Here is a 26,647-nt window from a genome sequence, read left to right on the forward strand (position 1 = left end):
ATGAAATGTCGGTAAACTTTACACTGCCTTTGCGATAGCCGGTCGAGCTTACTCCCCAGTGACCTTATTCGCGGCATTCTCAATCGCTTCGCCAGCCTGCTCGGCGCTGTCACCGACCTTCTGGGCCGCGTCGGCTACCGCTGCATCGCGCATCACTTCGGAATCCTGCGCGCGTATATAAATAAAGCCTGCGACCACAAGGGCCACGACCACGATCAGTCCGATCACCACACCGCCTGAGCCCCGCTTTTCGCGAATGATGGTTGTCGTGTGGACCGGAGCGGCGGTGTGCTGCACGTCGGTTGCGGGTTCGTTTTCCATGGATCAACTTTCAAGACGAGGAGGAACATCCTAGGCCAAGCGAACCGGCTATTGGCGATGAATGTTCCAATTCGCTGATGAGCGCGACCGAATGGTTCAGGTGCGCGGAACGCTGGCGAGGCGGGCAGGCGCGGGTGTCAGGCATTCCACCCGTCCGCAGCGCAGACATGGTGTTCCCAGCGGAACGGCGTCTTCCCGTGCAAGAGAGACTCCGCGGGCGTGGGCAAGGTCTCCAGCAAAGCGGGCCTCGATCCCGAGCACCACCGCGCGGCGACCTGCGCACATGACGCCGTCCCCATCGACGGTACGCGTGATCGTGAACCAGTGCCGTGCTGCCGCTTCGCCCTCGCCGAAGGTAACGGCCTGCGTGAGCACGGTTCCGGGACGCTCGAACGCGGCATAGGGCACCCATGCGGGCCAGCGCGCGCCTTCGAGCGGATATATCGCGCCGCTCCCGCCAGCGGTGAAACTGGTCATCCGTCCCGCCCGGTCGATCACTGCCGTGAAGAACGGCAACCCGCGCTCGCCGACCCGCCCCAGCGTGGTGAGCCGCTGGGCAACCTGATCGAAGCTGACAGCAAAGCGGCGCTGGAGAACCGCCAGATCATATCCAGTCGTCTCGCAAGCGCGCAGGAACCGGCGATAGGGAAGCAACAGCGCGCCCGCGAGATAATCGGCGATATGTTCGCGAAAAGCATCGCGCGCATCCGCACTGGCAAGGTTAGCGCCTGCCACCAGCATCTCGATGCCTTCGCGCATTTCCAGCTGCCCGACTTGCCGGGCAATCTGAAACCGTCGCGCGGCGCCGGGGAGCATTTCGGAAAGCTGCAATTGCCGCGCGTGGAGATCGAGCCGATGGACCTGCCCCGGCATGACTTCGGCCGGCAGAATGCGCACCTGAAGCTGGTGCTTTTCGCGCAGGCGTTCGCCCAAGGCCGCGCTGATTTCCCCGCGCGAAAGGCGCAATTCATCGGCAAGGTCTTCGGCGGCGTGATCGAGATCGGCGAAGTGGTTCTGCCAGCGTTCGACCGCACGGCGCGCGGCGGCCGCGGTGTCTTCCACCACCAATCGCTCACCCCCGCCCGTATCGTAGAGCCGGGCGAAGGCGGCAGCGATTTGCGGCGCGGCGGCGAGAAATTCCTGCACTTCCTCACGGTCGATCCCGAGATCGCCGAAGCGTTTGTCAGCCATGCGCCTGACAAGGCCGTCGAGCCCGCCGATGGCGTCGTCTTCACGCAAACTGCGCGGATCGAAATCGAACCGCTCGATCACCTGCACCAGCACGCGGGCTGACAGGGGGCGCTGGTTGCGCTCGATCAGGTTAAGGTAAGAGGGCGAGATCCCGAGGATGCCCGCCATTCCGGCTTGGGTCAGGCCTTCGCGTTTGCGCAGTCGGCGCAAGGCAGGTCCGGCGAGGAGGTTGGTGTCAGCCATGGGAGGATTTGTAAATTAATTTACCGATTGACACAAGATTGCCGGCGATTGTCGGCATAGCGACACGATTATCTGTAATTTTTCCTGTCATACTGCGGCGCAGCACGCCAAACCCTGCTCATCCAGCGGCGCGAGTCTGCAAGGCCTCAACCCCCTCCCCAGGATGGACAGGAGACAGTTATGACTTATCAGAACACCATCACCCGGATGCAGGGCATCGTTTCTGCCAACGGATCGAGCTGGGCCGCAATCGACCCCGAAAGCGCCGCCCGCATGGTCACCCAGAACCGCTTCCGCACCGGGCTCGACATCGCCAAGTACACCGCCGGGATCATGCGCGCCGACATGGCCGCCTATGACGCAAACCCTGCCCAATACACCCAGTCGCTGGGCTGCTGGCACGGCTTCATCGCGCAGCAAAAGCTGATCGCGATCAAGAAGCACTTCGGCACCACCAAGCAGCGTTACCTCTACCTGTCGGGCTGGATGGTCGCAGCGCTGCGTAGCGAGTTCGGCCCGCTGCCCGACCAGTCGATGCACGAGAAGACCTCGGTGCCTGCGCTGATCGAGGAGCTCTACACTTTCCTCAAGCAGGCCGACGCGCGCGAGCTCGGCATGATGTTCCGCGCCCTCGACGCTGCCCGCAAGGCCGGGGACGCTGTGGAAGCCAAGCGCATCGAGAACGCGATCGACAACTATGAAACCCACGTCGTGCCGATCATCGCCGACATCGACGCAGGCTTCGGCAATGCAGAGGCGACCTACCTCCTCGCCAAGAAGATGATCGAAGCGGGTGCCTGCGCGCTCCAGATCGAAAACCAGGTGTCGGACGAAAAGCAGTGCGGCCACCAGGACGGCAAGGTCACCGTGCCGCACGAAGAGTTCCTCCAGAAGATCCGCGCCTGCCGCATGGCCTTCCTTGAAATGGGCGTGGACGACGGCATCATCGTCGCCCGCACCGACTCGCTCGGCGCTGGCCTCACCAAACAAATCGCCTTCTCGAAGGAGCCGGGCGATCTGGGCGACCAGTACAACAGCTTCCTTGACGCCGACGAGGTCGATCCCGCCAACATCACCAATGGTCAGGTCTTCATCAGCCGCGACGGCAAGCTGCTCGCCCCCAAGCGCCTGCCCTCCAACCTCTACCAGTTCCGCGCCGGGACGGGCGAGGACCGCGTGGTGCTTGATTGCATCACGTCCTTGCAGAATGGCGCTGACCTGCTGTGGATCGAGACCGAGAAGCCCCACGTGGAACAGATCGCCAGCATGGTCGACCGCATCCGCGAAGTCGTGCCGAATGCCAAGCTGGTCTACAACAACTCGCCCAGCTTCAACTGGACGCTGAACTTCCGCCAGCAGGTGTTCGATGCGTGGGAAGCGGCCGGCAAGGATGTGTCGGCGTATGACCGCGCCAAGCTGATGAGTGTCGATTACGACGGCACCGCGCTGTCGGACGAAGCCGATGAGAAGATCCGCACCTTCCAGCGCGATGCCGCTGCGCGGGCGGGCATCTTCCACCACCTCATCACCCTGCCGACCTACCACACCGCGGCGCTCAGCACCGATAACCTCGCCCGCGAGTATTTTGGCGAAGCTGCAATGCTGGGCTACGTCAAGAACGTGCAGCGCGAGGAAATCCGCCAGGGTATCGCCTGTGTGAAGCACCAGAACATGTCGGGCAGCGACATCGGTGACGATCACAAGGAATACTTCGCCGGTGAAGCAGCCCTGAAGGCGGGCGGCGCGCACAATACGATGAACCAGTTCGAGGCGGCCTAAGACGCCCGGGAGAGGGACCGGAAGGCTGCAATTTTGTGGCCTTCCGGTTACCCGCAAAGCCGCCTAAGGCTTGCCGGGTATTCACCCTAGGAGAGTGACGATGAGCGATACCGAAACCCCCAACCCCGAGCCTGCGCGCGCCCGCGCGCTGCTTTCGACCGCCGATATGAAGTTGCTGCGCCGCGCGCTGGAAAGCCACGCCCGCAACACCGAAGATCGTGAAGAGCTGGCCAAGATCAACGCCTTGCACCACCGTCTCGGGACTTACGTACCCTCGTAAGGCCGCACCCGTTTCACAGTTCTCCTGGGGAGGAGAAACGGCCGCCGGATTGCCCCTGCCAAGGGAGCGCTCCGGCGGCCGCATTTTTTGGCATCATGGCTTTGCCATCAGATCGAGCGTGGCCGCCGTCAGCGCCTCGGTCGCAGTGGCGATGACGACTGGAGCATCAGGCGCCCAGAATGGCGAGTGAAGTGAGGGCAAGGTGATTTCGCCCTTTTCCGCCTTGGCCCATTCCTCGGCCCGCACCCCGCCAACCCACAGGATCAGCGATTCCACATTGTCGCGATCGGCCCGGTAGAACTGGCTGAAATCCTCACCGCCCATAACAGCAGGCACCTCTTTCACCCGCCCCTCGAACCGCGGCGCCAGCAGGGCCGCCACGCGCTGCGTCAGGGCAGCGGTGTTGAATGTGGCCGGGGTGTAGGGATCAGCCACGCTGACTCTGGGCATTTTGTCATCGGGCATCCCCGCTGCAACCGCCTCGCCCCGGGCAATCCGCGCGATCCCGTCCAGCAACAGCTTCCGCGCCGCATCGGAATAGCTTCTTACCGTAATCTGGAGGCGGGCCTCATCGGGGATGATATTGTGCTTTGACCCTGCCTGAAAACTGCCAACGGTCACAACCGCCGATTCCGTCGGGTTCAATTCCCGGCTCACCAGCGTTTGCAAACGCATGACGATGGCCGACGCAAGCACCACGGGATCCTTGGTCGTATGCGGATAGGCGCCGTGCCCGCCGACACCCGGCACGACGATATCGACCGAATCGACATTGGCCAGCGCGAAACCATTGGCGTATCCGATCATCCCGGCCGGAGCCTGCGCCGCATCATGAAAGGCGAGCACGTAATCGGGCTTGGGAAAACGGGTGTAGAGCCCATCATCAAGCATGGCCTTGGCGCCCTCGCCGATTTCTTCGGCGGGCTGCAAGATCATTACCAGCGTCCCCGACCATTGATCGCGGCGCGCGGCAAGCAGTTGTGCCGTGCCGACCCAACCGGCCATGTGCGTATCATGGCCGCATGCGTGCATCACGCCGGTCTCAATTCCCGATTGCGGGACTGCGCGGCGCTTTGAGGCATAGGGCAGCCCGGTCTGTTCAATCACCGGCAGCCCGTCCATGTCGGCACGCAGCATGACAGTGGGACCATCGCCGTTGCGCATGACGGCGACCACCCCGGTCTTGCCGACACCTTCGGTCACCTCGAAGCCCAGCGCACGGGCCCGTGCGGCAAGCTTTTTCGCGGTTTCGACCTCTTGAAAGCTCAGTTCGGGATTGGCGTGCAAATCTTCGTACAGTGCGATCAATCCGGGCAAGTCTGCCGTCACCGCATCGCGCAATTCATCGGCCTGCGCGGGGGCCGCTGCCAAACTCAGCGCAGCCACCCCTGCCATCCATCCCCACGTCCGCATCATACCCGCCTCCGTTTTCGTCACAAGCCGTACCACAGCACCAACAGGGCCGACAGTACGGTCACCATCAATGCCACCAGCGGCACTCCGGCGCGCACGTAATCGCTGAATTCGTACCCGCCTTCAGACATGATCAGCAGGTTGGATTGATAGGCAATCGGTGTCGCAAACGACAAGTTGCAGCCAAACAACACCGCCAGCACCAAGGGCTCTGGTGGCAGGCCGAGCTGGTTGGCGATGCTGAAGGCAATAGGCGTACCGATCGTGGCAGCGGTCGCGTTTGACGCAAAGTTGGTCAGCACCGTCACAAACAGCATGATCGCCGACAGCACCAGCGCCGGAGGCAGATAGGCAAGGCCAAGCGACAGGGCCTGTCCCAGCCATTCGGCCGCTCCGCTTTCGTCAATCACCCGCCCGATGGCGAGGCTGGCCGCAATCAGAACAATCACCTTGGCCGACAGCGCCCGGCCGACCCGGTCAAACTTGACGCAGCCCGTCACAAACATCGCGATTGCGCCAGCCAGCGCGGAAATCGCAATCGGCAGCTTGATCGGCGCATAGCCATTGGCATCGAACCACGGCAGACCAAGCGAGGCTGTGGCAATCGCGCCCAGCATGATGCTGCCTGCCAGCACGGCCTTCGACCGGCGCGGCAGTTCGCGGGCACCTTCAAGGCGGAGGAGGCCGTCGCCTTCGGCAAAGCTGTTCAAATCCTCCTCAATCCCCATCACCAGCAGCACATCACCCTCAAGGATGTGCAGGTCGCCCGTCGCAGCATAAGTATCGCGCTCGCCCAGAACGCGGGCGGGCCGGTGGATCCCGAGCACGGCGACCCCGTACAAATCGGCAATGCCCGAACTGGCAAGGGCGCGGGAAACGAGCCGCGAATCCGAGGTGACGGTCATTTCAACCGCGACAATATCCTCGCCTTGCGCCTTGGATATCCGGCGGATGCGATCGATCACCCACGTCGGGGCAAGTTCCCCCTTGAGCGCGCGTGCAGCCTCTTCCAGCGCTTCATGGGTGCCTGAAATATGCAATCGCTGATCGAGCTGAAGAGTGCCTTCGGGCATATCGTGAAAGGTAATGCCTTCTGGCAGCCGGCCCTTGACCGAGGCAAAATCGGCGCCGGACAGCAGGCTGCTTGCCCCTACACGCAGACGGGTGTGAAAAATCCGGCGCTGCTTGTCCGGCACAACGCTATTGTCGCGCAGCATGCGCGGCATCACCAGCCACAGATAGGGGATCGCAACCAGGCCCGCGATCAAGATGATCGGCGTGAACTGGAACACACCAAACGCCTTCATCCCAAGGTCGGCAGCGATGGTGACGACCAGAATATTCGTCGAGGTTCCAATCGTGGTCGACATTCCGCCCAGCAGCACCGCCGTGTTGACCGGCATGAGGATCTTGGACGACGCCATCAGCCCCTTGGCGGCAATCGCGACGATGATCGGAATGAGCAGCACCATAACCGGCGTGTCGTTGACGAACATCGACATCGAGAAAGCCAGCATCAAAGCCGTAAGCAGACCCAGCTGGCTATTGTATCGGAATACGCTTTCCAGCACCCGGGCAAAAGGCTCAAGCGCGCCTGTCACCACCAGCCCGCGCCCGAGGATCATCAGCGCACAGATTGTGATGAGGGCGGAATGGCCAAACCCGCCGAATGCGATTGCAAGGCCATCGGTCGGCTTGCCCCCTTCGAGCGGGGCAAAGTAAAGTCCCACCCCGATCACCGCGATGGTAATCAGCGAGATGATTTCCTCAGGAAAGCGGCCCCGGGCAAAGCCGACGAACATGGCGATCGTGACCGCCATGGCCGCAATCGCGTGATATGATGGGGCTTCCAGCATAGCGCGGCCCTTAGGCTGGCCACCTGGAAAGCTGCTCGACTGGCGCTTTATGGGTCATATCAATTTTTCGAAGCCTTGTATGATGGGCGGTCCGGCCGCGGCTGTGAAGGCTGCGAAGGTCGCTATTGGGCGATTGTGCTGACAACCTTGCCGTCAATCACCACCCCGGCAGAGTGCGAGGTATGCTCGAAGGGATCACCATCGAACAGTGCCACATCGCCGTCCTTGCCCACTTCGAGCGATCCGATCCGTTTGCCAAGGCCAATGGCGTTGGCTGCATTGATCGTGATGCTGGCAAGTGCGTCGTTCCAGGCAAGCCCGTTGGCAGCGGCAATGCCGGCCTCGAACAAGACCACACGGGTCTTGGGCACATAGCCTTCGTAGCCTGATTGGTAGGCGAAGGGGATGCCCGCCGCGCGCAGCACCGCGCCCGTGGTGAAGCTCGCATTCTCGAACTCGCCATATTGGCGCGCCATGGGCGGATGCAGGATCACTGTTACACCGGCCGCCTTGATCTCGTCAGTCAGCAGATAGGCTTCGGCGGCCCCATCGAGCACCAGATCAATGCCGAATTCCTCGCGCAGGCGCAGCGCGCTCATGATGTCTTGCGCCCGGTGCGCCGTCACCAAAAGCGGCAGTTTGCGCGCCAACACATCACGCATCACCTGCGTATCAAGGCTGGGCGGCTTGTCTGGGCCGGCCTTTTCCTGGCCCTTCTTGTCTGCTTTGGGCGCTTCGGGCTGCTTGGCTGCCAGCAAGGCCTGACGCAGCATTGCCATCTGCTTGGCCCGCGTCCCCGGCGCTTTGCCGCCTTCGGCAAGCGCGGATGGGCCGAGATTGGCCGCAACCATCGCCTGCGGCACTATCACCGCCTCGTCGGCTGTTTTGCCGACGGTCTTGGCAACCATCGTCTGCCCCGACACCAACGCGCCGGGGCCGTGGCCGGTGTGAATCGTCGTGACGCCAAAGCCGCGCAGCCAGGCCACCAGTGCCTCTTCCGGATTATAGCCATCAATGGCCCGCAATTGCGGCTGGACCGGCGCGCTTTCGTCAAGCTGATCCTGATCTTGCGGCTGGTTCATGTAGCCAGCAAGGCCGACCACAGTTCGGGCGTCCACCAATCCGGGCGTGACGACCTTGGCTTCGATCACCTCGAGGCCTTCGGGGATTGGCGTGCTGGAAGCGGGGCCAACCGCGACGATCTTCCCGCCCTTGATGACCACCACGCCATCGGCAATCATCGGGCCAGCCATAGTGTGCACTTCATCGCCCTTGATCGCGACATCCTGCGCCTGAGCCGCCGTGCCAAAGCACAGTGCGGTGGCAGCCACAGTCACGAGGAACCCGGTGATACCCATCAGTGTTCCCCTCCAGCTTCGGCAATTTCCCAGTGATGATGCGACGCTTCCATCGGGCTTCCGGCGCCGTAGCCCCCCGTTGCCATCAGCAAGTCTTCCGGACGGCTGCGATCGAACAGCTTTTCGCCCTCGACCCAGGTTTCAAGCACTTGCGTGTAGGTCGACAGCGGATCGCCGCTAAGCAGCAGAAAATCGGCATCCTTGCCCGCTTCAAGCGAGCCGACGCGGGCGTCCAGCCGCATTTGTTTTGCCGGGTTGATGGTGAGGGCTTTTAACGCCCCCTCGCGGCTCATCCCGCCGCGCACGGCCAGACCGGCTTCGCGCAGCAACATGCGCGAATCCACGATCGCATCGTCGGAATGGATCGACACCAGCACGCCTGCGCGTTCGAGGATCGCAGCGTTATTCATCCGCAGATCGATTGTCTCCAGCTTGCCGCCGGGCGAATCGAGCGTGATGTTCGACACCGGCACGCCGGCCTTGGCCAGTTCGTCAGCGATCTTCCACGTCTCGGTGCCGTGCTGGATCAGCACATCGAACCCGAATTCGCGCTTCAGCCGCAGCACGGTCATGATGTCATCGGCGCGGTGGGAATGGAAATGAACCAGCCGGTCACCCGAAAGAACTTCGCACAAGGCTTCCTTGGACAAGTCACGGGTCTTGCGATCACCATCGCAATAGGCCTTCGCACCGATCAACGCTTCACGCACCAGCGATGCCGATTTGGCCCGTGTTCCGGGAAAGCCGGTGCGGCCCATCGGGTTGGTTCCGTTGGCCATCTTCATCCCGCCAAGCGCCGCGCCGTCCTTCATCTGGAAGGCGACGCCTTCGACGGTACGGGCCTTGCGCAGCTTCATGTAGAAGGTCTGCCCGCTCATCAAATGACCCGATCCGGGCATGATATTGGCTGTCGTGACCCCGCCTGCGCGGGCCTTGCCGATGCTGGAAGACAAGGGATCGATGGAATCCAGCGCCCGAACCTCGGGCTGGATCGGACCGGAACCATCCGCGCCTGCGACCTGGCCGATATGGGAGTGCGCGTCCACGATGCCGGGCATAATCACGCGGCCATCAACGGCCCGGCGCTCGGCATCGGCAGGAATCGCGACATTGCTGCCAACCGCCAGGATCTTGCCGTCCCTGATGACCAGCGTGCCGTTCTCGATCGTCTCACCCGTCATGGTCAGAATGCGCGCGCCGGTAAAGGCGACGGCGCGGCTTTGTGCGGTGGCAGGGGCTGACATAAAAACCGCCGCTGCAACGGCAGCGGCTCCCACACCGGCGATCAATCCTTGCCGCAACTTCGGATACATCACGAAGCGTCTCTCCCTGTTCAAGCTCCCCGCTCTCCTAGAGGGCGCGGCGCGCAGGGCACAAGGGAAAACACCAAGCCGTCTGTTTGGGAGGTTGCCGCCCTGTCAGGCCGATAGCAGGCGCTGGTATCCCGCACCGTCACGCAGCATGGCGGCAACCGCACCTGCCGGCACCGGACGCGAGAACAGATAGCCTTGAATGTTCTGGCAGCCTTCGCGTTCGAGAACTTCGAATTGGGCGACGTCCTCAACCCCTTCGGCCAAGGTTGCCATGCCAAGCGCATTGGCCAGCGTGGTGATGGCGCGGATCATGGCATGGCCACTGCTGCTGGTGCCCAGATCCTCGACAAAGCTCTTGTCAATCTTGACCTTGTCGAACGGGAACGAGCGCAGGTAGCTGAGCGAGGAATATCCGGTGCCAAAGTCATCCAGCGCGATCTTGACGCCCAGATTGCGCAAGCTGTGGAGCGTCGCGAGGGTCGTTTCGATGTCGGCGATGAAAATGCTCTCGGTAATCTCAAGCTCCAGCCGCGCGGGCGCGATGCCGCTGGATGAAAGGGCGGACAATACCGTGCTGACGATGCCGGTGGCGGTGAATTGCTTGGGCGAAACGTTGACGGCAACGGTCACGTTATCAGGCCATGTGCTTGCCTGATGACAGGCCTCACGCAGGACCCACTCGCCAATCGGAATGATCAGTCCGGTTTCTTCGGCAAGCGCGATAAATTCGGCCGGGTTCACCCGTCCGCGGGTCGGATGGTTCCAGCGGATCAACGCCTCGAACCCGGTCAGGCGCTTTTCAGCGAGGCTGTAAAGCGGCTGAAAATTCAGCTCGAACCCGCCCTCCTTGATCGCGGCCCGCAAGTCCAGTTCCAGCTGGCGGCGCTGGCGGGCGGCTTCGTCAAGCGACGGCTCGAAAAAGTGATAGGTCGATTTGCCTTCATGCTTGGCCCGGTACAGCGCGAGGTCGGCGTTTTTCATCAACGTCGTGCCGTCCTCGCCATCGCCGGGCGCCATCGCAATGCCGATACTCGCGCCGCAGGCGGCATGCTGGCCGTTAATCGAGAGCGGCCGTTCAAAGCTGCGCTGCAAGGCATCGGCGATATTACCAAGACTCGCCTTGTCACCGATCCCGTCGATCAGGATTGCAAACTCGTCGCCGCCCAAGCGAGCGATCAGCGCATCGGGCAGGTCTTCGCAAAGGTGGCCCGCGACCATCCGCAGCAAAGTATCGCCCGCAGGATGGCCGAGCGTGTCATTCACCATCTTGAAGTCGTCAAGATCGATATAGGCCACCATGACCTGTTCCCCTGCCCGCCGGCGCGAAAGGGTGTTGGCGAGTTGTTCGGTAAACAGCTTGCGATTGGGCAAGCCGGTCAGTCCATCATGCAGTCCGACATGAATGATCTGGCGTTCGCGTTCCTCGATGGCAGCCACCATCTGATTGAAGCTGCCCGCCAGACGCCCAATTTCGTCGTCGGTCGCAATGTTCAGGCTGACCTCGCGCCCCTCGCCGATCAGTCGGGTTGCTTCGTCCAGCTGCTGGAGCGGCTCGGTCACACTGCGCGCCACTTTCCAGCTCAGACCCAGCACCAGCATGATCCCGCCAGCAGCCAGCAACACGAGCCACACTTTGAGCTCGGTATAGGCGGACAGCGACTTTTCGAGCGCGTGTCGCAACACCAGCCGGGGCGCGATGCCATCTTGCAGGACGGCCAGATTGGACACGTGATACAGCAGGCGTTCGTTTTCCTGACGCTCAAATACGGCATCCGCCTTGGCGTTGCGCAGCCACGCGGGCTGGCGCGCCGCTTCAACCACTTGCGCTTCCAGGGCGATGGGCGCCAGATCAACCAGGCGATCAAGCTCGGCCCGGTCGAGCGGCTGCGCGATGACCAGCCAGCCGATAAGGTCGGGGGCCTCAATCGGCGACGCGGCTGCCAGCGCCAGCCCGCGGTCTGTCCGGATGATGCCGCGCTTGCCGCCTTCGTCCAGCCGCGCCCACAGCGTATCCGGGGCTGGCACGCCGCTGGCATCAGCGGCTAGCAATTCGCCCTCCAACGTCACAACGAAGGCCATATCGCTGCGCACCCGGTCCTCAAGACTTGTAAGCGCGCTGGCGATCGTTGCCGCGTCCGCTGTCGCAACAGCTTCGCGGAAGCCGAAATCATGCGCCAGAACATCGGCCTGATCGCCCATTTGCCGGGCCCGGGCGGCCAGGATTTCATCGAACACCCGCGCATTGGCCGCCAGATCGCGCGATGCGCTGGCTTCGCCAAAGCGCGCAAGGCCGCCAACCGCCAGCGAAACGATCAGCCCCAACACCAGCGCAAACAGCCCGGCATACAGCAACGCAATGCGTGTGCTGAGCGCACCGAACTGCAAACCAGCCAGCCGCGCCATCGCGGCGCGCGCAGCGTTCCCTATCGCCGAAGCCATTATCTCAGCGCCACGGTAAGCTTATGCGTCTGCGCGCCGCCGCTGATGGTGATGCCCGATTTGCTCTCATTGGAAGGACTGCGCAGCCCCGGATGCCAGACCGTCAGACTGGCGCTGCCAGCGGGCATTCCGGACAAGGCGACATAGCCGTTGTGATCGGTTTTTCCGGCAAACGGGGTGTCGGTCACGCGGATGTAACCGCGCATCTGATCATGGATATTGCAGCCCAGCTTGACGCTGCCGGCGACCGCAAACGTGTGTGTGCGGGTTTGGTCGCGCCCGTACAGATCGATTTCGAACCGCGCAGGCTTGGAAAAGCTGTAGATCGAATGCCGGACCATATCGAGGTTCGGGAAAGCCACCGTGCTGCCCTTGGCAACAATCAGGGTGCCGGGCGTGAATTGCTGGTTCTTCTGCGCCATGCCCATCTTCCACGGGAACCGGATCGGGCTTGCGGGCGCACGGGCGCTGCGCAATTCGACCACCGCATCGCGCACGGGCAGACCGTCGGCGTCCACCACCTGCACGCGCAGCGAAGCCGGCGCGGCGGCTGCCACTCTGGCAGCAGAACCGAGGCCGACAACCGCCGCTCCGGCCACACCGGCAACGAGCAACGCGATGCTGAAAAAGGTTTGAAACGATAGGCGCATGACAGTGAACGGCCATTTACGTTGCACCCCTTAACAAACCCTCGCCATACGGTTTAGGAGGAATTTACCCTCTTGGGTTAGGCGCGCAGCCATGCCTTCGCTAACCCTGTGCTTCCTATCGCTTTGCCAAGCCGCGGCCATTTCGGCTGTTTCGCCCCCCGTTGCTGCGCCCTACCCTGATGCCGCACCCTACATTGGCTATGAACAGGTGTTGGACGTCGTCGCTGCTGCTGTGCCGCCGGTTGCAGCCGTAACACCGCAGGATCAGGCAGCGACCGCCCGTGCGGTTGCGCCAATCGGGCCGGCTTCCGAAATCAGCGACGACAGCGGCCCGCGCCCGGGCAAGACACCCTTGTTCAAAGGCGGCAAATTGCTCCTGACAAACGGCGTTACCACAGCCGAGGGCAGCTCCGGCGGCGGCATTGCGCGCTGGGCGACGATTGCGGGCCGGCAAATGCCGTCCGGGATCGGCGCCTCGGCCCACCTTACCGCCATCGAATTGCCTGATTTTGGGTGGCGCTCTTACGGCGCAGCCCTTGGCATTGGTGACCGGCTTGAACTGAGCATCGCTCGCGCCGATTTTGACACCCGCGATGTCGGCGCAGCGCTGGGCATCGGGCAAGGCTACACCTTCAATCTGGATACCTTCGGCGCCAAACTGCGCGTCGCGGGCGATCTGGTGTATGGTGAAAGCTGGCTTCCGCAAATCGCAGTCGGCCTCGAACACAAGCGCAGCCGCGATGGAGCGCTGGTGCGCGCCCTGGGCTCCGCCGATGACGAGGGCACAGATTACACGATCAGCGCGACCAAACTGGTCCTCGCGCGCAGCCTGCTGATGAATGCGACGCTGCGCTACACCGAAGCCAACCAGATCGGCCTGCTGGGTTTCGGCTCGGCAACGGGCGGAGGCTATCAGCTGCAATTCGAAGGGTCGCTCGGCTACCAGCTGTCCAGCCGCGCTGTGGTGGGCGCGGAATATCGTTCAAAACCGGACAATCTTGGCCTCGGCGAAGACGACTGGATCGATATCTTCGCAGCCTACGCCTTGACCAACCACCTGACCCTGACCGCGGCCTATGTGGACCTCGGCTCGGTCGCCACCTTCAATGACCAGCGCGGCGGATTCCTGTCGGCGCAGGTCGCTTTCTGATCCCATTGCCGGAGCCATGCCGATGCTGCTGACCGCCACCGCTGCTGCTGCCCTCATGCTGCTGCAACAGGCCCCTGCCGAAGCGACCGACTGGGACGCCGAATTCGGGGTCGAGGTGAAGGAACGCGATCCCGTTACAGGCGAAATTCCAGTCGATCCCTACCCGCAATCCAACGCCAACGCCGGCGCTGCGCCGTATGACAGCGCCGGGCTGGTGCGCGATTTCGGAGGCCGAGAAGGGATCGCCCGCATCGCCGTGCGCACGGTCGATCTCAGCCATGACGACCCGCGCATCGCCGATATCTTCGCCGCGCATGACATGGTGCGGCTGAAGCGCACACTGGGCGAACAGTTCTGCTATCTGCTTGGCGCAGGCTGCGATTACACCGGACGCGACATGCGCAGCGCCCATACCGAAATGGGCGTCACCAAGGCCGACATGAACGCTCTGGTCGAAAACCTGCAAACCGCGATGCGCGAGGCGGGCGTCCCCTTTGCTGCGCAAAACCGCCTGCTCGCCAAGCTTGCCCCAATGTCCCGTGATGTTGTGGAACGCTGAGGCAAGCTGCGACGAGCCGTTTCTCAAAACGCGATCGTGATGCCGGCTTGTGCCGAATGTTCGGTATCGGTGGCGGAGAATTCTCCGGCATAGTCGAGACGGATTTCAATCCGCCGGGTCAAGGGGACAACAGCGCCCAAGCGTCCGGTCAGTGCCGTACGGGCGAGGCCGGTGGCAGCGATACGCGTGGCTTGGCCGGGCGCAGCGCCCAGAGCAACCAGCGCTTGCGGTGCACGGTCGCCAAGCTCGAACCGGGCAGCGGCCTCGGTCTCGATCCTGACCTTGCCAAAGCCTGCCGTTGCCGCGATGCCGGTGGAAGTGCTGGCGACCTCGTAGTTCTGCCCTGCGACCGAGACCGCAGCGGCATTGCCGCCTTCGCGAACCGGATCGATCGCAATCCATGCCGCATCGCCGGCCACGAAAGGCGCGATCGTGATTGCTCCCAGATCGAACTGGTAGCCAATCCGGCCGAACACCTGCGCCATATCGCCGGTCGATCCGCTGGCGGCGGCGTCGGTCAGGCCAGCCACATCGACAGTCCGCTGGGTGGTGATATCGAAGTGCGCTGCGCCGCCGCCGGCCACCAGCGACAGTCCGCCCAGCGCCAGGCTGGCGTAGATGCCGCCGCCGGTCTGCTCGATCCGGCCATTGGAGCCGAGCGCACCGATCCGGATACGGGTGTCAAGGTAACTGCCGTACAGCCCGAACCGCAGGCTGCGGCTGTCATCGGCGGTGCTGCCGTCGAAGCCGGCAATGAAGCCTTCGGTGTCGGTTTGCTGGGCTGCGGTCCCAGCGCCGGCATCGACATCGCCCCACGAACGTATCAGTTTGCCCCAACCGCCGAAGCTGTTGCCCTCGGGGTTGTCCGTGATCGCGGCGCCGCTGGCGCGCTCGAGGACCGCTTCGCGCGGCAATCGGATTTGGCGGATAGCGGCGCGGCCAATCGCGGGATGCACCTCGCCCGAAAGCTGACCGAGCGCGCCCGCAAGCTGGGCCGGAGCAAGGTTGTAGACCCCGAAAAAGGCCTGCGGATCGAACCCCGCAGCCACAGCTGCATCGATGCGCGCAGCGACGGCGGCCTGATTGGCGGTAAGCGCCGCGCCTCCCAGACCAGCGCCGGCCAGAGCGGCAAGGCTATTGGGGGCCAGCACCAGCTCAAGCCCATTGCCCGCGTTGCGCAAGACCGGGCGGTAGATCGGGCTGAACCCGCTGAAGGCGACGGAATCGAAACTGCCCAGCACGCCGCCTGCGGCCTCGACAACGGCAAAGGCGGTGTTGAAACGATAGGCGTTCGCTGCCCCGATGTTGACCACATCAAGCGCGCCGGCCAGCCGCGCCGTGCCGCTGGCCGTAATCTGGTCTGCGCCTTGGGAGGAAACCTCGGCAAGGAAGCGGCTGCCCACACCGAACACAATATCCCCGCTTACCCCGATCACGCCAACACTGTTGCCAGGGGTCACCAGCGCGCCGCTTTGCGCCACCAGCCCGCCAAGGATCCCATTGCCCGATAGCGTCGTGCCTGATGCCAGCGTCACAACCGAGCGGTCGAGCCGGCCGCCGTTGGCACCATCGAGATGCAATCCGCCCTCCAGAACGGCGAACGGCCCCGTCAATGTGCGACCATCACCGGCAAAGGTCAGCACGCCTGCGCCGGTTTTCTCGGTCCGCCCCGTGCCGCCAAGCACGCCTGTAAAGGTGCCCGCGGTGGCCATAGCGAATTCAAGCACCCCATTGTTCTGAATCGCGCCTTGCAGTGCGGCCGTATCGCTCACCAGCCGCCCGCGGTTGATCAGCGTGCCGCCCGTGTAGGTGTTGATGCCAGCAAGACGCGTCGTTCCAGGCCCGTCCTGCACCAGCATCCCGCGACCGGTTATGGCATTGGCAAGGATCACCGTATCGCTGCGGTTGATCGCGAGGACGGCATTGTTCACGATCACTCCGCTACCAAGCGACCCGCTGGTCCCGCCATCACCCACCTGGAGCACGCCGCCAGTGATGGTTGTGGTGCCGCTATAGGTGTTGGCACCGGTCAGCGTGAAGGTGCCGCTGCCGTTCTTGGTCAGCCCGCCGCTGCCTGCGATTACGCCAGCGAAGCTGGTGCTCGCATCATTGCCACCGGTAGTCAGCGTGCCCTCACCCAGCAGCACTGAACCGCCGCCCGCCAGACTGCCGACCGTGGTGCTGGTGCGGGTCATGTCGAACACGCCGGCGCCGGTTTGCGTAACGGCACCGATCCCCGATGTTGCCGGGTTCACCATGATCAGGCCGGCATTGGTCATGTCACCGCCGACCGTGCCGAACAGGTTTGCCGAGGCCCCTGCATTGTTGACAAGGCCGCCGCTCAGCGATGCGTCCGAGTTCAAGGCGCCGTTGTTGACGAACAACCCGCCGACCCCGGAGCCTTCGTTGAAAAAGACCGCATTGTTGATAACGCCGCCTGCCAGCGCCCCGTCGCCATCGAGCCGCAACGTGCCCGAATTGACCGTCGTCAGCCCGGCAAAGCTGTTTGCCCCGCTCAGCGTCAAGGTGCCGCTGCCCGCTTTGATGAGGTCGCCGCTGCCGGCAATAACGCCGGTAAACAGCGTGTCCGTGTTATCACGGCCCACGCTCAGCATACCCCCGCCCAATTGGACCTGCCCGGCGCCCGTCAGGCTGCCAAGCGCCAGCGTTTGACCTGCCAGATCGAGCACGCCGCCTGCGGTCTGGCTCAGCGCTGCATCGCCCGTGGTCGCCCCGGTCAGCGTGATCAGCGCATTGTTGCTAACTGCGCCGCCCAGCACACCGCTGATCAAAGCCGCCGCGCCGGATGCATTGTCCAGACCCCCAGCCAGTGTCCCGGTCGACGTCAGGGCTGCAAAATTGCGAACGCTTCCGTCAATCCTCCCGCTGTTCACCAGGGAACCGCCCAAAACCGCGACATCCGATGCCAGCGACCCCGCCACCTGCAACCTGCCGTCAAACAGGCTGGTGTCGCCCACGAAGGTATTGGTGCCGGAAAGAATGAGATCGCCCGCACCAACCTTGGCCAGCCCGCCGCCACCTGCAATGGTGCCAAGGACTGCGACCGATCCCGCGCCCCCGACCGTCAGCTGATGGCCGCCATTGTCGAGGCCGCCTGCGAGGATCAATTCAGCCGGCCCGGCCGCTGCAATCCTCGCCGCCGATCCGAGCGTAAGGTCGGCGCGAAGGGTGCCAATGCCCGACACGGCTTGCAGGGCGCCATTGCCGCCCACGCCGCTGCCGTTGATCGTGATCGCTTCGTCCAGAACGACGTTGTCTGTGAGCGCCAGTGTCGCGCCATCGGCCACGATCGTGCCTTCGTCCGAAGTGCCGAGTGCGGCGGAACTGGTTGCTGTCAGCGTTCCGGCCATGATGGTCGTGACGCCCGTGTAGGTGTTGTCACCCGCCAGCGTCAGCATCCCCTCGCCGGTCTTGGTCAAGGAACCTGAGCCTGAAATCACCGCTGCAATCGTGGCGCCCACGCCGTTTGCGGCCGCGATCCCGGTTGGCCCGGCCAGCGCAAGGCCTGACGCCGCATTGCCGGCTTCGATCACATAACCATCCGTCGCGAAGTTTATCCCCGACGGCGACAGCACCGTCTCAGCCGCGATCGTGACTGTCCCGCCCGACGCCCCTCCGAAAATCGCCAGCGCGCCGTTACCCGCCCACGGTCCGCTGACGGTGCCGGTGGCATTGCTGAAATTGTTGTCCAGGAGGCCCCATGTCCCACTGCCCCCCACGACTGCACCTGCCGGATTGAGCGTCGATCCGTTCCAGTGCACCAGTTCGCCCGAATCCGCGACATTGAGCAGCACCGTCCCCGGCCCATTCACCGCGCCGATATCCAGCGCCAGATTGCCAACGAACCCGCCGCCAAGCGGATTGAGCGCCATATTGCCCAGATCGCCGGTCAGGGAACCGAATGCAAACAGGGCATATTGCCCACTGCCAAAGTCTGCCGTCTGAACGATGCTGATCGCGCCGCCATTGAGCGCAAGGTTACCGGTGACATTGACGAAATCATTATCGGCGGTGCCGGCCGCGCCCAGCTCAAACTCCGAGACAGACCCGGGATCAAGCGCCAGCGAGCTCATCGTCAGCGTCCCGAAGCTCTGCCCAGCTGCCAGCGTACCGCCTGCTCCGATTGTCACGCCGCCCATCAGTGAGCCCGTGCCGCCCAGAACCCCGCCGGTGACATTCACTGTCCCACCCAGCGCGCCGTTGACCCGCAGGGTTCCCCCGGTGACCTGCGCGGTGCCAGTAAACCCGTCACTTGTGCCTGACAGAATGGTGGTGCCCGCAATCTGGCGCAGCGTGCCATTGCCGGAGAGCGCCGCCGCCAGTTCGAAGTTTGCGGCGGTGTGGTTGAAGACAATGCTGACCGCACCTGCACCAAACGCAATGCTGGCCGTCTCAAGCGCGCCAGCACCAACCGCTGCGCTGCCCTGCGCCGCGCCGATGTTTATCGTTCCGGTGCCGGCCGCATCGCTGGCGATTGTAACGCCGCTGGCGTCAACCAGCCCGCCATCAGCAAGCGTCAGATTGCCGATGCCTCTGCTGCCGACGACAAGCGCGCCCGTCATCGTCCAGTCGCTTCGTGCGCCAAGGACGGTGACGCTGCCATTCGCCAAGGGCCCCGTGCCGATGATGCCGGTCGCGCTTGTCACCGAGCCGCCTTGAGCAATGGCGAGCGTGCCGGTGCCGAGGCGGCCGACCTGAAGGAAGCCATCATTGATCCACTGGCTGCCGGCCCCCGTCACGCTGACCGAACCGCTGCCGCCGCCAAAACCAGCCACGCTGCCATTGGTGTTCTTGGCCACGCCGCCCGCACTGACGATCAGCGTCCCGCGACCCGAATTCGCCACGAACAATTCGCTGCTGTTTTCGAATGCGCTGCCGGCGCCGCTGATGGTGACCGTGCCCTGGCCGGTGACGAAGCCGCCGATGGTCGAAAGTGTGCCGGTCACCTTGCCGCCTGCGGTGATTGCCAGTCCGGCCTCGCCGCGCCGGCCAACGGTCAGTCCGTCGGTCGACCACGTGCTGCCCGTTCCGGACACGATGACCGTCCCGCTGGAGCCGATTTCCTGTGCGATCGTGGCAAGCGGACTGGTTACCGTACCGCCGCCGCTGACCAGCAATGTGCCAGGCCCGGTATTGCCGATGCGCAGCGGCCCGGCGGTCAGCAAACCGCCGGTGACGCTGACGCTGCCGCCTTCCACAATCGCAGCCGTGGCAGCTACCGAACGGCCGTTCAGCTGTCCCGCAATCGTCCCTCCGGCCAGCAGGACATTGCCGTTCACCCAAACGGTCGTCCCGGCGCCGAGCGTACCGCCCGATTGTGTGTAGTCACCAGCCACTGTGAGCGTTCCGGCGGTCCCCGCAATACTGCCTGCCGATAGGTTGGCCGAGGTGACCGTGCTGCCAAAGGTTCCCAACGACAGACTGCCGCCCGCAATCGCGACGGGCGAGCTTTGGGACAGCGCGTCGGCGGCCCCCAGGGCAAGCGTGCCCGCTTCGATCCGTGTCGCGCCCGTATGGCTGTTCGCCCCCGACAGCGTCAGGTTGCCAAGCGACACCAGTGATTGGCTGCCGGTGAACCGCCCTGCAAAGTTGCCCCCGCCAACCGTGGTCGTGAAATCATTGTTCAGGATCGTTCCGGAGCCAGCAACAAGCCCGATCGTTGCGTTGCGGGACGTGAGGTTGAGGGTGCCGTCGACTTGAACCAGTGCCGCATCGCGCAGCAGCGTCAGCATGCCGGCCGGTGCAAGTGTCCCAATGCTGGCCGAACCGCTTTCCACGATGAACTGCGAGGTCGATGTCAGGGTCACATCAGCCGCCTGGACGATAATGCTGCCGCCACTGCCAGCCGCAAGCCGGAGCGTCCCGTCAAGATCGATCGGGCCCGAAAGCTCCAGGCCCCGCGCGATCGGTGTAAGAATTCGGTTCCCGGCATCACCGCGGATGTTGAGCGCGTTCGGCAGTTCGAAAGACACGTCCCCGCTCAGCGTCCGGCCCAGCGATCCACCCGCAAGCGTGATCGCCCCCGTGCCCAGCGCGCTGATGGCGTTGAATTGCAATGTGCCTGCACCGATGATGGTGCCACCGGCATAAGTGTTCGCGCCCGTCAGCGTCAGCGTGCCGGGGCCTTGCTGAGTCAGCGAACCGGTGCCGCTGATCACATTACTCACGATAATATTGTCCGAACGATCAAACACCAGCGCTGCGTTGTTCAGCACCCCGCCGCTTCCCAGCGCGCCCGTGCTGCCGCGATTGCCGATCTGCAACGTGCCGCCGGTAATCGTGGTGCCACCGGCATAGGTGTTCGCGCCCGTCAGCGTCAGCGTGCCGGAACCTTGCTGGGTCAGCGAACCGGTGCCGCTGATCGCACCATTGACGCTGTGGTTATCGGAACGGTTGAACACCAGTGCGGCATTATTGGTGATCGCAGTGCTGACAAGATTGCCGCGGCCATCAACCTGCAAGGTGCCGCCGCTGATCGTGGTGCCGATGGCACCGACGATCGTGCCTGTCAGGGTCAGGGTGCCAGTGCCCTCTTTGACAAAGCTGGCACCGTCATCGAAGGCGAACATGAAACCGCTGTAGGTCCGGTCCGATGCGTCGCCGGCGAATAGCGTGCTGGTCCCGTTGATGCTGACCTCCCCCGCTCCTTCCAGCGCGCCGATCCGTTCCGTGCTGATCACTTCGAGGATTGTGCCGTCACCAACAGTGACGACCGACGTATCGCCGATCGCGCTGCCGCCGGATATCTGCAACAGCCCGCCATTCAGCGTGACATTCCCGGAAAAGCTGTTGATGCCTCTCAGCGAGACAATGCCAGATCCATTCAGCGCAAGGCCGCCGGTGCCCAGCGAAAGCGGGCCGGAAATGGCGATATTCCCCCCGCCCACCGTGGTGAGACTGACATTCGTGCCTGTGACACTGCCAAGATCGAGCAGGCCCGAAAACGACCCGATCGTGCTGTCGGATGCAAGGGTGATGGGGCCCAGCAGATTGACGGGACCCGTGGTGCGCAGCGCGCCGAACCCGCTTGGCCCGCTGCCGTTCAGCGTAATCGCCTCGCTGCTTGACGAGGGGCCCTGCAACACCAACGCTGCTCCGTTGGACACGACAGTCCCCGAAGCCGCGCTTCCCAGCGTCCCGGTGGGCGCTACTGTCAGGAAGCCTTGCGTAACGGTCGTCAGCCCGGTGTAAGTGTTCACGCCTGACAGGATCAGATTGCCGCTGCCGCGCTTTTCCACATTGCCGGTGCCTGACAGGAAGGTCGCTAACGTCTGTTCGGTCGTGGGGCTGAATATCACCGTTCCCCCCGAAGTATCGATCCCCCCATTCAGCGTACCGATGTTGGTGATCGTACTTACCCCCGTCAGCCGGAGTGCAAGCGCCTGCGCGCCGGTCCCGCTGAGGCCGCCCGCAATCATGCCGGTGTTGTTGATTGTTACGCTTTCGCCGATCAGGCCAACGCCGCCAGCGCCTGCCACCGCTCCGGTGCCACCATTGCCGCCGCGAAGCGTGCCCAGATTGACGATCGTCCCGCCCGTCTGCCGGAGGCCAGCGCCCCCAGCGCCGCCATTCCCTATGATGACGCCGCTGCCACCGTCGCCGCCGGCGCCGCCGATAAACGCGGCGCCGCTCTGAATGGCGGAAGTTCCCGGCGTCATCGTCGCGAACCCGGCGCCGCCATCGCCGCCATTACCGCCGCTGCCGCCTACCCCTCCGGCACCGCCTGCTCCGCCTGCACCGCCAGTCAGCGAGCCACCCGCTGGCATCGTGACACCTTCTGCTAGGGCAAAGACCACCATGGCACCCGAGCCACCGCCACCGCCCGAGCCACTGCCAAGACCGGCACCCCCGGCGCCGCCACGCCCGAGGGTAAGTTGGCCTGAACCGAAGGTCAGAGAAAGGCCCGATCTCGCCTCGATAATGGCACCGGCACCACCACCGCCGCCATGACCATCCTGCGCCGCATCTGCGCCATTGGCACCTTCCGATAGTGCGTTGTCCGACCCGAATGTTTTTCCGGCCCCGCCGGGCGTTCCACCAAATCCGGCGCCGCCATTGCCGCCCGTGATGCCGCCACCGCCCCCGCCACCGCCCGAACCTGCCGCAACACCATTTCCGCCTGCACCGCCAATTCCGCCTGGGACCAGCACCGAAGCACCGCCAGCCCCGCCGCCTGCTCCGCCCGCACCACCATCCTGGGCAAAGGCCTGTTGCGGGGTCGCCAGCATCAGGCTGCCAGTCAGGGCTGCGATGGCTGGTACCAGCGCCGTAGTGGTCAGCAAGCCGGCACTGCGGTGGGCTGCGATATTGGCGCTCTTCATTATGCAACTTCCCCAAGATGCGGCGGCCATGCCTCTTCACGCAGGGGTGGCCGCCAATTGCGGAAAGCTACTTATGAGAGTTGGGGCAGGACCGTGAGGCAAGCTGTCTCACGATCTTTGGCAATCTGTCTCACGGATCTTCAGCTGATGCGCGCGTGTTCCCGGAACTCGCTCGGGCTCATGCCTTCGCGGCGACGGAAGGCACGGGCGAAGGAAGCATTGTCATACCACCCGCTGCGCGCGGCCACGAGACCCACTGGCATATCGGGCGCGCGCGCCAGCATCGCCTTGGCCCGCGCGATGCGCGCTTCGGCGATGGCCTCGGACACGCTTGTACCAGCCTCGGCGAAGGCACGGTACAGCGTGGCGCGCGAACAGCCCATGTGCGCCTGCAACGCCTTCGCGTCGAAGGCCGGGCGGCTGACGTTCTGTTCGATCAACTGACGGGCTGACACAAACAGGTCGCTCGGCGCGGCATTGCGCGAACCAAGAGCCTCGGTCGCGGTCTCGCAGGTGAACAAGGCCAATTGCATCAGCTGCTCCAGCAGGAACGCCCGCTCGGCATCTTTCGCACTCGCTGTAAGCCGTGCCGCAAGGCGCATCTGTGCCTTCAGCGCTTTTCCCATCTGCGAGCTTTCAAGCAGCCGCATCAGCTCTGCCGGATCGGGAATCGTGCCCCCAAGGCGCTGTTCCAGATCAGCCCGCGCAACCGACAGCTGCACAGCGCGATGATCGCTCCACTGCACCCGCGAATATCCGCGATTGTCGAACAGGAAGAAGTCGCCGACGCGGCTCACCACGGGGCTGGCGCCATCCTGTTCATACCGGCGCTCACCATCGATCACCACGCCGATGACATAGGTCTCGCGGTCGTTGGCCACCGCCGCCGGCAACCCGCGCCCGCTGACCGCGCTCGACCGGTAGTGGAGCAACTGGGCTGGATCGCCGATAAGGCACTGGGTGCGCGCGGAAAAGGCCGCCTCGGCCTCAGAACAAAGCCGATCGCCATCAAAGCTGTAATACAGCAGGCTGCGCCACATTTCATAACGCGACGTCTGGGGCATGGCGTCGGTCGAAACATCAAAGAAAACGGGCACTTTAGGAAGACCAAGGCCAAGCGACCAGCGCGCATGATGCGGAGACCACGACCATTGTTGCGGAGACCATGACCACAAGCCAGCCGCCCCGCCGCTCTGCCACTCCAGACCCATAACTCCCCCCAACGGCACCGCGACGCACTTTTACCACATGACAGTAGATTCTTGCCATGGGAGTGCAAGCGGCAGCCGCGCACATGTTCGCCGTTGTAAAACCCCCCGCTGGTCAGAGCGACATCATGGGGACATCACCGGGCACCAGATCGCACGGTTGGCAAAGGCACTAGCCCCACCCAATCGCGACCCTCGTGCCACTCGGGCAGACTGTGCGAGTGGACGATTTCCCAGCCGTTTTGCGGTGTTGGTGCCCCTGGCCAGACTCGAACTGGCACTTCTTTCGAAACTCGATTTTGAGTCGAGCGCGTCTACCAATTCCACCACAGGGGCGCCTGCGCGGGAGCGGTGCTGTTAGCGAGGTGTTGGCCGCGCATCAACCCCGCTGATGCGGCGAAAACGCCAATGTTTCACGCAAAACATCAAGGTGGACGGGGTCTGGCACGCGCCGGCCCCGTCCAGAACCCTAGCGCAGCGCGCCTGCCAGCAGCTTGTGCAGCTTGGAATGCAGCGCATCATTGGCCGCCAGCACCTGGCCGGAATGGATCGGCTCCGACCGGCCGCGGAAATCGCTCACAAAGCCGCCGGCCTCACGCACCAGCAGGCAGCCCGCCGCTGTGTCCCAATCCGAAAGCCCGCTTTCCCAGAACCCGTCAAACCGGCCCTGCGCCACATAGGCCAGATCGAGAGAAGCGGCGCCGAACCGGCGAATGCCCGCAACCTCGGGGCCGATGGCGCCGAAAATCCGGCTCCATTCGGCAAAGTCACCATGCCCGAAGAACGGCACGCCGGTTGCGACCAGCGCATCGGCCAGACGCGAGCGGGCCGAAACGCGCAGCCGCGCATCCTGAAGCCACGCCCCGCGGGACTTTTCCGCCCAGAAGGTTTGATCGGTGATCGGCTGATAGACAACGCCTGCGACGACTTCGCCCCAGCCCTTGCCGTCGGGCCGCGGTTCCTGCGCGGCAATGCTGATCGCAAAGTGCGGAATGCCGTGCAGGAAGTTGCTGGTGCCATCGAGAGGGTCGACGATCCAGCGCGGCATGCCGGGATCACCCTCGATCACGCCCGCTTCTTCCATGACAAAGCCCCAGCCGGGACGGGCGGCGAGCAGTTCGTCATACAGCGTACGTTCGGCCCGGATATCGGCCTTGCTCACGAAATCGGCCGGACCCTTGCGGCTGACCTGAAGGTGTTCGACTTCGCCGAAATCGCGCCGTAAACGCCCGCCCGCCTTGCGCGCGGCGCGTTCCATGACGCGGATGAGGCCGGAAATAGCTGCCATGATCTGTGCTCAGCTCGCCTTGCCGACATAGGCTTGTTCATACACATCGACGATGATGCGCGTGCCGCTGCCGATATGCGGCGGCACCATGATGCGCACGCCATTGTCGAGGATCGCAGGCTTGTAGCTGGACGAGGCGGTCTGCCCCTTCACCACGGCGTCAGCCTCAACGATGGTGGCCTCGATCTGCGAGGGCAGTTCGACCGAAATCGGCTTTTCGTCCCACAGCTCCAGGTTCACCTGCATCCCGTCCTGAAGGAAGGGGCGCGCATCGCCCAGCAGGTCGCCGGGCAGCGTGATCTGTTCGTAGGTGTCGTTGTCCATGAAGACGAGGTCTTCGCCCTCGGCATAGAGGAACTGAAATTCCTTGGTGTCGAGCCGCACGCGTTCCACCGTGTCGGCGCTGCGGAAGCGCACATTGGTCTTGCGGCCATCCTGCAGGTTCTTCATCTCGACCTGCATATAGGCCCCGCCCTTGCCCGGCTGGGTGTGCTGGATCTTGGCGACCTTCCAGATGCCTTTTTCATACTCAAGGATATTGCCGGGGCGAATATCGACGCCGCTGATCTTCATGGGCTGTGGGCCTTCTTACGAGGTGGAAAGAGCGTTGAGGCGCGCCGCTGCAAAGGCGCACGCCCGCAAATCATGCGCGCCCATAGCCGAGCGGGCCGGTCCGGGCAAGCGGGGCAAAATCAGGGTTAAAGGCGTGGCGGTCCCTCTTCGGGGCTGTTAAAGCCCGCGGTCATGAAGACCCGTTACATATTCCTGCTGATCGTCAGCGCTGCGGCGACAGCGGCCTTTCTTCCCGGCGGCGCCGAAGGGCAGGACCGCAACGCATCGCGCCCGCAAAGCCGGGTCGGCGCTCCGGTTGGCGGGTTGTTGGGGATCCTCCAACACGGCGACTGGCAATGCGCGCTACCCGGCGATGCCGGCGGTGAGGCCTTTGTCGACGTTCCGGCCGAAGCCTTCCGTATCGGCACAGCCTCCAGCTATCTCAACGCCGCCGGCACCGGGATCTATCTGCTGCGCGGCGCCGACCTGGTCTTCACCCGCGGCCCCAAGAAAGACGAACGCTTCCGGGTGCTGGGCGAAAATACGATGCAAAAGCTGAACCCTGACGGGTCGGACAGCAAGCTGATCTGCACGCGGGTGAGCAACGGGAATTAGGGAAGGTAGCACCAGACGAAAAGTGCGGTTTTCGGCCTTTTGGGAGGTTTGCAGACGCATTGGAATCAACATGAAGGTGGGCAGCCGACA

General features: G+C 63.7%; 17 protein-coding genes and 1 tRNA gene. 5 read left to right on the plus strand and 13 right to left on the minus strand.

All coding sequences use genetic code 11. The features are described from left to right. Positions 1 to 48: 48 nt before the first annotated feature. Positions 49 to 321, minus strand: a complete 273-nt coding sequence (locus C0V72_RS05165; protein WP_101792159.1) for a hypothetical protein — start codon at positions 319 to 321, stop codon at positions 49 to 51. Between the two features lie 96 nt (positions 322 to 417). Next, on the minus strand, positions 418 to 1,755 hold the full coding sequence (locus C0V72_RS05170) for a helix-turn-helix domain-containing protein (protein ID WP_101792160.1): 1,338 nt from the start codon (positions 1,753 to 1,755) through the stop codon (positions 418 to 420). A 180-nt stretch (positions 1,756 to 1,935) separates the two neighbouring features. Between C0V72_RS05170 and C0V72_RS05175 the strand changes: the two genes are divergently transcribed. Together C0V72_RS05175 and C0V72_RS05180 are read left to right on the plus strand one after the other, a co-directional pair. Beyond that, on the plus strand, positions 1,936 to 3,534 hold the full coding sequence (locus C0V72_RS05175) for an isocitrate lyase (protein WP_101792161.1): 1,599 nt from the start codon (positions 1,936 to 1,938) through the stop codon (positions 3,532 to 3,534). A 100-nt stretch (positions 3,535 to 3,634) separates the two neighbouring features. Next, on the plus strand, positions 3,635 to 3,814 hold the full coding sequence (locus tag C0V72_RS05180; protein WP_067403197.1) for a hypothetical protein: 180 nt from the start codon (positions 3,635 to 3,637) through the stop codon (positions 3,812 to 3,814). A 93-nt stretch (positions 3,815 to 3,907) separates the two neighbouring features. Here the strand turns inward: C0V72_RS05180 and C0V72_RS05185 are convergent, their stop codons facing one another. From C0V72_RS05185 to C0V72_RS05210, 6 genes are all read right to left on the minus strand, one after another. Beyond that, on the minus strand, positions 3,908 to 5,209 hold the full coding sequence (locus C0V72_RS05185) for an amidohydrolase (protein WP_233999790.1): 1,302 nt from the start codon (positions 5,207 to 5,209) through the stop codon (positions 3,908 to 3,910). 38 nt (positions 5,210 to 5,247) lie between these two features. Continuing rightward, positions 5,248 to 7,047, minus strand: coding sequence for an SLC13 family permease (locus C0V72_RS05190; protein WP_324761520.1), 1,800 nt, complete (start codon positions 7,045 to 7,047; stop codon positions 5,248 to 5,250). Positions 7,048 to 7,205: 158 nt separating this feature from the next. After that, on the minus strand, positions 7,206 to 8,441 hold the full coding sequence (locus C0V72_RS05195; RefSeq protein ID WP_101792164.1) for an amidohydrolase family protein: 1,236 nt from the start codon (positions 8,439 to 8,441) through the stop codon (positions 7,206 to 7,208). After that, positions 8,441 to 9,685 (minus strand): amidohydrolase family protein, encoded by a 1,245-nt coding sequence (locus C0V72_RS05200; protein ID WP_199797769.1) that lies wholly within the window; start codon positions 9,683 to 9,685, stop codon positions 8,441 to 8,443. Before C0V72_RS05200 ends, C0V72_RS05195 begins: the two co-directional genes overlap by 1 nt. Before the next feature lie 174 nt (positions 9,686 to 9,859). After that, positions 9,860 to 12,193, minus strand: coding sequence for a putative bifunctional diguanylate cyclase/phosphodiesterase (locus tag C0V72_RS05205; protein ID WP_101792166.1), 2,334 nt, complete (start codon positions 12,191 to 12,193; stop codon positions 9,860 to 9,862). Then, entirely contained in the window at positions 12,193 to 12,843 is a 651-nt protein-coding gene (locus C0V72_RS05210; RefSeq protein ID WP_233999786.1) for a carboxypeptidase regulatory-like domain-containing protein, read from the minus strand. The genes C0V72_RS05205 and C0V72_RS05210 overlap by 1 nt, the downstream gene beginning before the upstream one ends. Before the next feature lie 91 nt (positions 12,844 to 12,934). Here C0V72_RS05210 and C0V72_RS05215 point away from each other — a divergent pair, with 91 nt between their 5' ends. Together C0V72_RS05215 and C0V72_RS05220 are read left to right on the plus strand one after the other, a co-directional pair. Next, positions 12,935 to 13,993, plus strand: coding sequence for a DUF3034 family protein (locus tag C0V72_RS05215; RefSeq protein ID WP_101792167.1), 1,059 nt, complete (start codon positions 12,935 to 12,937; stop codon positions 13,991 to 13,993). A 16-nt stretch (positions 13,994 to 14,009) separates the two neighbouring features. Beyond that, on the plus strand, positions 14,010 to 14,552 hold the full coding sequence (locus tag C0V72_RS05220; protein ID WP_233999787.1) for a group I truncated hemoglobin: 543 nt from the start codon (positions 14,010 to 14,012) through the stop codon (positions 14,550 to 14,552). 23 nt (positions 14,553 to 14,575) lie between these two features. Here the strand turns inward: C0V72_RS05220 and C0V72_RS05225 are convergent, their stop codons facing one another. From C0V72_RS05225 to efp, 5 genes are all read right to left on the minus strand, one after another. Beyond that, a complete protein-coding gene (locus C0V72_RS05225; protein ID WP_143704529.1) occupies positions 14,576 to 22,894 on the minus strand; it encodes an autotransporter-associated beta strand repeat-containing protein in 8,319 nt (2,772 codons plus the stop codon). 140 nt (positions 22,895 to 23,034) lie between these two features. Beyond that, positions 23,035 to 23,991, minus strand: a complete 957-nt coding sequence (locus C0V72_RS05235) for an AraC family transcriptional regulator (protein ID WP_172438915.1) — start codon at positions 23,989 to 23,991, stop codon at positions 23,035 to 23,037. Positions 23,992 to 24,353: 362 nt separating this feature from the next. After that, positions 24,354 to 24,438: transfer RNA gene (locus C0V72_RS05240), tRNA-Leu, on the minus strand. A 133-nt stretch (positions 24,439 to 24,571) separates the two neighbouring features. After that, complete coding sequence (locus C0V72_RS05245) at positions 24,572 to 25,390, minus strand: inositol monophosphatase family protein (protein ID WP_101792170.1); 819 nt, start codon at positions 25,388 to 25,390, stop codon at positions 24,572 to 24,574. Positions 25,391 to 25,399: 9 nt separating this feature from the next. Next, complete coding sequence (gene efp / locus C0V72_RS05250) at positions 25,400 to 25,963, minus strand: elongation factor P (protein WP_101792171.1); 564 nt, start codon at positions 25,961 to 25,963, stop codon at positions 25,400 to 25,402. Positions 25,964 to 26,134: 171 nt separating this feature from the next. Here efp and C0V72_RS05255 point away from each other — a divergent pair, with 171 nt between their 5' ends. Next, the gene (locus C0V72_RS05255) at positions 26,135 to 26,557 is read left to right on the plus strand and encodes an elongation factor P (RefSeq protein ID WP_101792172.1); all 423 of its coding nucleotides are present in this window, start codon (positions 26,135 to 26,137) and stop codon (positions 26,555 to 26,557) included. The last annotated feature ends 90 nt before the right edge of the window (positions 26,558 to 26,647 follow it).

It is taken from the genome of Porphyrobacter sp. TH134 (assembly GCF_002855495.1).
Classification (GTDB): Bacteria; Pseudomonadota; Alphaproteobacteria; order Sphingomonadales; family Sphingomonadaceae; genus Erythrobacter.

Bases quoted from the DNA above. Each gene is read 5' to 3' on its own strand.
- C0V72_RS05170 (WP_101792160.1), bottom strand. From the start codon at position 1,755: ATGGCTGACACCAACCTCCTCGCCGGACCTGCCTTGCGCCGACTGCGC.
- C0V72_RS05175 (WP_101792161.1), top strand. From the start codon at position 1,936: ATGACTTATCAGAACACCATCACCCGGATGCAGGGCATCGTTTCTGCC.
- C0V72_RS05180 (WP_067403197.1), top strand. From the start codon at position 3,635: ATGAGCGATACCGAAACCCCCAACCCCGAGCCTGCGCGCGCCCGCGCG.
- C0V72_RS05220 (WP_233999787.1), top strand. From the start codon at position 14,010: ATGCCGATGCTGCTGACCGCCACCGCTGCTGCTGCCCTCATGCTGCTG.
- C0V72_RS05225 (WP_143704529.1), bottom strand. From the start codon at position 22,894: ATGAAGAGCGCCAATATCGCAGCCCACCGCAGTGCCGGCTTGCTGACC.
- C0V72_RS05195 (WP_101792164.1), bottom strand. From the start codon at position 8,441: ATGGGTATCACCGGGTTCCTCGTGACTGTGGCTGCCACCGCACTGTGC.
- C0V72_RS05210 (WP_233999786.1), bottom strand. From the start codon at position 12,843: ATGCGCCTATCGTTTCAAACCTTTTTCAGCATCGCGTTGCTCGTTGCC.
- C0V72_RS05205 (WP_101792166.1), bottom strand. From the start codon at position 12,193: ATGGCTTCGGCGATAGGGAACGCTGCGCGCGCCGCGATGGCGCGGCTG.
- C0V72_RS05185 (WP_233999790.1), bottom strand. From the start codon at position 5,209: ATGGCAGGGGTGGCTGCGCTGAGTTTGGCAGCGGCCCCCGCGCAGGCC.
- C0V72_RS05190 (WP_324761520.1), bottom strand. From the start codon at position 7,047: ATGGCGGTCACGATCGCCATGTTCGTCGGCTTTGCCCGGGGCCGCTTT.
- C0V72_RS05215 (WP_101792167.1), top strand. From the start codon at position 12,935: ATGCCTTCGCTAACCCTGTGCTTCCTATCGCTTTGCCAAGCCGCGGCC.
- C0V72_RS05245 (WP_101792170.1), bottom strand. From the start codon at position 25,390: ATGGCAGCTATTTCCGGCCTCATCCGCGTCATGGAACGCGCCGCGCGC.
- C0V72_RS05165 (WP_101792159.1), bottom strand. From the start codon at position 321: ATGGAAAACGAACCCGCAACCGACGTGCAGCACACCGCCGCTCCGGTC.
- efp (WP_101792171.1), bottom strand. From the start codon at position 25,963: ATGAAGATCAGCGGCGTCGATATTCGCCCCGGCAATATCCTTGAGTAT.
- C0V72_RS05200 (WP_199797769.1), bottom strand. From the start codon at position 9,685: ATGTCAGCCCCTGCCACCGCACAAAGCCGCGCCGTCGCCTTTACCGGC.
- C0V72_RS05255 (WP_101792172.1), top strand. From the start codon at position 26,135: ATGAAGACCCGTTACATATTCCTGCTGATCGTCAGCGCTGCGGCGACA.